The organism is Candidatus Accumulibacter cognatus, from assembly GCF_000584975.1.
Lineage (GTDB): Bacteria > Pseudomonadota > Gammaproteobacteria > Burkholderiales > Rhodocyclaceae > Accumulibacter > Accumulibacter cognatus.
This window is the reverse complement of sequence record NZ_JDST02000108.1, coordinates 1-5,348: the sequence shown is the minus strand read 5'-3', so window position 1 is coordinate 5,348 and position 5,348 is coordinate 1. Positions and strand designations below refer to the sequence as shown.

Below are 5,348 nucleotides of genomic sequence, written 5' to 3'. Positions count from 1 at the left end.
GTTTTCATCTGGCCGAGAACAAGAATGACGAGCGCGCACCGTTCGCTTTCCTCGCCACCTATGCCGCGCGCTTGTCCCGGCAGGCCACAGTGCAGCATCGGCCGCTCGCTGGTGCGCTGCAGGAATACGCCGGCGCCGGCGAGCGCAACGCCCTGCTCGGGTTGCTGCTGCCGATCCAGAAGGCTGCCGAGCACAGCCCATGGCTCAAGTCGCTGGTCGATTCGGGCGCCATTTTTCATCCGCTGGCCTGGACTCCGGCCGAAGCTTACCGCTTCCTGCAGGATGTTCCGGCCTTCGAGGCCAGCGGCGTGGTGGTGCGCATCCCGGACTGGTGGCGGCCGCGCCTGCCGCCGCGCCCGCAGATCGACATCCGTCTGGGTCACCAGGTCGCCGGGCTGGGCCTCGCTGCGATGATGGACTTCCGGGTCGATCTGACGCTCGACGGCGAAGCCCTCTCGGACGAGGAATGGCAGCAGGTGCTGGCCGCCGGTGAAGGGCTGATGCGCCTGAAGGGCCGCTGGGTGGAAGTCGATCGCGAGAAGTTGCAGTCGGTGCTCGAACACTGGCAGGAGGTGCGGCGATCGGCGGGCGAGGGCATTTCCTTCCTCCAGGGCATGCGCTTGCTGGCTGGCGCCACCCTCGACGGTGACGCGGCGGACGACTTGCCCGCGGGCACCGCCGAGTGGTCGAAAGTGATCCCCGGCGAATGGATGAGGGGCGTTCTGGAGGGGCTGCGCGGCACACAAGCGGGGGCTGACCCCGGCCCCGAGCTGAAGGCGCAATTGCGTCCCTACCAGCAGGCTGGCGTGCATTGGCTGTGGTGGCTCAATCGCCTCGGGCTCGGCGGCTGTCTGGCGGATGACATGGGGCTCGGCAAGACGGTGCAGGTGCTCGGCCTGCTGCTGCTCCTGAAGCGCGAAGGCGATCCGGGACCGCATCTGCTGGTGCTGCCCGCTTCGCTGATCGCCAACTGGCAAGCCGAGATCGAACGCTTTGCGCCGACCCTGCGGACGCTCATCGCGCACGCTTCAGCGTTGCCCGCCGGCGCACTGGCGACACTATCCGCCGCGCAGTTCGGCGGCGAAGGTGGCGTCGACCTGGTCATCACCAGCTACGGGACGCTGGCACGCACCAACTGGATGGCCGAAGTCTGCTGGTCGCTGGTCGTGCTCGACGAGGCACAGGCGATCAAGAATCCGGGCACGCGGCAGACCCGGGCGGTCAAACGGCTGCCCAGCCGCGTGCGCCTGGCGCTCACCGGCACGCCGGTGGAGAACCGGCTCGGTGACCTGTGGTCGCTGTTCGATTTCATCTGTCCGGGACTGCTCGGCTCAGCGCAGGCGTTCAGCCGATTCGCGCGCCGCCTCGCAGAAGACGAGCAGGCCGGTTACGCGCCACTGCGCAAGCTTGTGCAGCCCTACATCCTGCGACGTCTGAAGAGCGACCGGCAGATCATCGCTGATCTGCCCGACAAGACCGAACTCAAGGCCTATTGCCCCCTGACCCAGGTGCAGGCCGCCCTCTACCAGGAGTCGGTGGCGACGCTGGCGCAGCAGATCGAAACACTCGACGGCATCCAGCGACGCGGCGTGGTGCTCGCCTTCCTGATGCGCTTCAAGCAGATCTGCAACCACCCCTCGCAATGGCTCGGTGACGGCGCCTACTTGCCCGGCGACAGCGGCAAGTTCTCGCGCCTGCGTGAATTGGCCGAAGCCATCGCGGCGCGCCAGGAGAAAGTCCTGGTGTTCACCCAGTTCCAGGAGATGACCGGGCCGCTGGCAGGATTCCTGCAGGAGATCTTTGGCCGACCAGGCCTGGTGCTGCATGGCGGAACGCCGGTGAAGGCGCGCCAGTCGCTGGTCGAAGCCTTCCAGCGTGAGTTTGGTCCGCCGTTCTTCGTCCTCTCGCTGAAGGCGGGTGGCACGGGTCTCAACCTCACTGCCGCCGCGCATGTCATTCATTTCGACCGTTGGTGGAACCCGGCGGTGGAAAATCAGGCGACCGACCGCGCCTACCGCATCGGGCAGAAGAAGAATGTCCTGGTGCACAAATTCATCTGCCGTGGTACGGTGGAAGAGAAGATCGATGCCCTGATCGAAACAAAACTGGGGCTGTCGAACGAGATCGTCGAGGGCGGCGCCGAAACGCTGCTGACCGAAATGAGCAGCGACGACCTGTTGCGGCTGGTGTCGCTCGACCTGGAGAGAGCCATCGACGAGATTTGAGCGGACCGACCGCACTGACACCAACGCATTGGAAGAGGCCACATGGGACGTTATTCGAATGGCGGCTGGGCACCCTATGTCCCGGTTGCCGAACGGCGGCGCCAAGCCGTCCGAAAAACCAAACAGTTGAGCAATCAGGGTCACCTCTGCCAGCCCGTCACGATCCAGGGCCGCACGATTGCGCGCAGCTTCTGGGCCAAAGCCTGGTGCGACAACCTGGAGGCCTATAGTGACTACGAGAACCGCCTGCCGCGCGGACGTACCTATGTGCGCAACGGCTCGGTGGTCGATCTGAGGATCGCGCCGGGCAGGGTCAGCGCGCTGGTCTCGGGCTCCGAGATCTATACCGTCGAAATCACGGTGCGGCCGCTGGAAGCGGCGCTCTGGCAGGCGATCATCAAGGAATGCGCCGGCCAGATCGGCTCGCTGGTGGAACTGCTGCAGGGCAGGCTCTCGGACGCCGTGATGGCGGTTGTCACCCGCGCTGGCAGCGGGCTGTTTCCCACACCGAAGCAGATTGCCTTCGACTGTTCCTGTCCGGACGGTGCTTACCTGTGCAAGCACGTCGCCGCCACACTCTACGGGGTCGGCGCTCGCCTCGATCAGCAACCGGAGTTGCTTTTTCTGCTGCGCCACATGGACCCGCAGGAACTGATCCTGCAGGCGGGTAGCGTGCCGGTGGCGCCGTCCGGACTGGAGCAGGGACAGCGGCTCGATAGCCCGGATCTCGGAAGCCTGTTCGGCATCGAACTGGACGAGGCGCCGCTGTCGGGTGAACTCTCCTCGGCACACGAATCGGCCGCACCAGGAACGGAAGAGACCGCTGCCAGGCCCAGCATTCGAACCTGCGCGCCGGCGAAGCCCGATTCGCGGCCGTCCGTCCTGAAGGCTCCGACTGTGCTAGCCAGCAAGAAGCCCGCCATGGAGACCGTGACGATGTCACGCAACAGCGTCAAACGGGTCACTGCGCGTCAGTTGACCGCGCGTGGCATCCCACACTACATGCTGCAGAACTGGCTGACTGCTGGCGTGCTGGAGCGCACCTCGGTGCGCGGCGAGTACCAGACCACGGCGCAGACGGAAGAGCGTATCGCGCGTTACCTCAATCGCTCGAAGTGATCAAGTTGTTGTCGTAATGACGGCTGGTTCCAGCGTCCAAGGCGACGAGTTGGAGTCCGTCCACCATGCGGGCGAGGCGTGCGGCGTTTTTCTCTCGATGCCGGCTTTTTTCCACGCCTTGCCCTAGTTCACCCAATACTACGGGCGAGAGTATGAGTTCGGACAGAGGCGTTTTTTCCAGTTTGTTGCGTATCTGTTCCACGCCCTTCATGCCGGCCATAATAAGAGGAGGCGTTCCAGCGTCGCGCTGCCCGATACGCCTGGGCGCTGCGTCTCGCGCGGATCGAGGAGGTCTTTCCGATCGTCTGCCCACGCTGCGGCGGCGAGAGGCGAATCATCGCCTTCCTCACCAACGCCGGCGCCATGCGCGACATCCTGACCCCTATCGGCGAGCCCACATCGCCACCAGGCCTGATGCCCGCCCGTGCGCTACCGCTCTGGGAGAGGCTCGACGCCACCCTGGGCGAAGACGACCCGCAGGCTCAACCGGCGCCGGAGTACGAATTTGACCGGCGTATCGCCTGGTAGGTGCGGGAAGGGAGTCGCCATGCGCAAAGGTCCAGACTGAAGCGAGACGAGCCGTCATCGCCCGTCGTGGGACGACTTCTGCCTTGCAAATATAGAGATTGACGCTCCTTGATGGAGACTCATACACTCTCGTCGGTGCCGTCGGATTTCCTATCCTTTGGCTTGTTCTTCTGGTCCTGGAGGTCGTCGTGATGCGTCCGTTGCTGCGTGTGTTTCGTGTATGGTTTCTCGTCGCCGTGGCGGCATTCTGGCCGTCGGCACACGCCGCTTTGGGGGATGTCAGCTACGACCCGCACCCCGCCTTGATCGATGAGGACGAGGTTGCCCAGTTCGATGCGTTCAATTTCCTTGCGGAGGCTGTCGTCACATCCAGTGGCGGCGCGTCGGCTCGCCAGGACTTCGAGCGTGGTTTCGCCAACGCTCAGGTGCTCACGGACTGGGTGCGGCTGGGCGACAACCGGGTGCGCTTGGGTTTTGGCGACAGCCTGGCGCGGATCGACTGGCGCAGCCGAATCGGCCAGATCGATCCCGGCGCCACAGCGTTCGGGCTATTCCATCCGCACGGCACCTACGGCAATGCGCCGGGCGTGGCCGGCGACCCGCGCAACTTTATTGCCGACCACTACTTCCTGACCGCCGATGCCGTTCCGGGTGAAGCGAAACCCTATTTCGTGATGCAGTTCGAGCGGCCGATCGTCTTTGTCGCGCTGTCGGTCAGCGACTACACCAGTGGCGTCGGCGGCAGCCGCCGTTTCGATCTGCTGGTTGGCGACGACCTGGCAAGCGCCGTGGCGCTGCCGGAATACGGTCACAGGCGGGATTTCACCTTTCCGTCGGACGAGCTCATCGACGGGGGCTTCTTCCACGTGGTCGGCAACGGCAAAGGGGTTTGGTCGCCCAGCGTTTCCAACCGCTATCCCCGCTTCAATTTCGCCGTCCTGCGTCTTGATCCGGCCGACGCAACGGTCGGTTTCGACAACCTGATAGTGGTCAATGCGGTTCCCCAGCCAGGCGTTCTGGCGCTGCTGCTTGCCGGACTTGGAGCGTTGGCCGCGACCTGGCGTCGGCCAGCGGCAAGGACATAGACCAAGTCGGGCGCGCGCTGACGGCGCTGCGGGTGGCGGCGCATCACGATTGCTTCTGGCAGGCTGAGAGGCTAGCTTTTGGCAAGGGCGTAGCGACCGTCGCTTACCTGTCACAGGTGCTGTCGGGGCGCGATTCGAGGCCTTGTTCCTGCACCTCCGGATGCCAATTCCTCGTTTGACCGGGGCTGTCGGCGCCACAAGATATACTCGCGGTCGTTCTCATGCTGACCTCGATGTCGAAATGACGCTGGCGCCGTGAAGCGGCGCGTACGATTCGAGCCCTTCCCGGGTCCGCCGATGTTCCGGAGGGGTAGGGGGATGCGCGCACTTCAACGTCACCCTGCAGGGCGGTGCCGGGCTGCGAATGATTGGGTGAGTAGCGGCGGGAATC

General features: G+C 64.7%; 5 protein-coding genes. 4 read left to right on the top strand and 1 reads right to left on the bottom strand.

Annotation, left to right across the window (positions count from 1 at the left end):
- Window positions 1-2,225, top strand: a 2,225-nt coding sequence (locus tag AW06_RS17830; protein ID WP_034952961.1) for a DEAD/DEAH box helicase, incomplete at its 5' end; no start/stop codon positions are given.
- Window positions 2,226-2,267: 42 nt separating this feature from the next.
- A complete protein-coding gene (locus AW06_RS17825; protein WP_034952959.1) occupies window positions 2,268-3,344 on the top strand; it encodes an SWIM zinc finger family protein in 1,077 nt (358 codons plus the stop codon).
- Here AW06_RS17825 and AW06_RS17820 read toward each other — a convergent pair.
- On the bottom strand, window positions 3,328-3,564 hold the full coding sequence (locus AW06_RS17820) for a hypothetical protein (protein WP_273704855.1): 237 nt from the start codon (window positions 3,562-3,564) through the stop codon (window positions 3,328-3,330). The two genes, AW06_RS17825 and AW06_RS17820, sit on opposite strands and share 17 nt — an antisense overlap.
- A 143-nt stretch (window positions 3,565-3,707) precedes the next feature.
- On the opposite strand from AW06_RS17820, the gene AW06_RS21100 reads away from it, so the two are divergent.
- Together AW06_RS21100 and AW06_RS17815 are read left to right on the top strand one after the other, a co-directional pair.
- Complete coding sequence (locus tag AW06_RS21100) at window positions 3,708-3,872, top strand: hypothetical protein (RefSeq protein WP_273704854.1); 165 nt, start codon at window positions 3,708-3,710, stop codon at window positions 3,870-3,872.
- A gap of 191 nt (window positions 3,873-4,063) precedes the next feature.
- Window positions 4,064-4,957 carry a PEP-CTERM sorting domain-containing protein gene (locus tag AW06_RS17815; RefSeq protein ID WP_034952957.1) on the top strand — a complete coding sequence of 298 codons (894 nt, stop codon included), beginning with the start codon at window positions 4,064-4,066 and terminating at the stop codon, window positions 4,955-4,957.
- Window positions 4,958-5,348 lie beyond the last annotated feature (391 nt).

Coding starts and splice junctions, on each gene's coding strand:
- AW06_RS17825 (WP_034952959.1), top strand. CDS start 2,268: ATGGGACGTTATTCGAATGGCGGCTGGGCACCCTATGTCCCGGTTGCC.
- AW06_RS17820 (WP_273704855.1), bottom strand. CDS start 3,564: ATGGCCGGCATGAAGGGCGTGGAACAGATACGCAACAAACTGGAAAAA.
- AW06_RS21100 (WP_273704854.1), top strand. CDS start 3,708: ATGCGCGACATCCTGACCCCTATCGGCGAGCCCACATCGCCACCAGGC.
- AW06_RS17815 (WP_034952957.1), top strand. CDS start 4,064: ATGCGTCCGTTGCTGCGTGTGTTTCGTGTATGGTTTCTCGTCGCCGTG.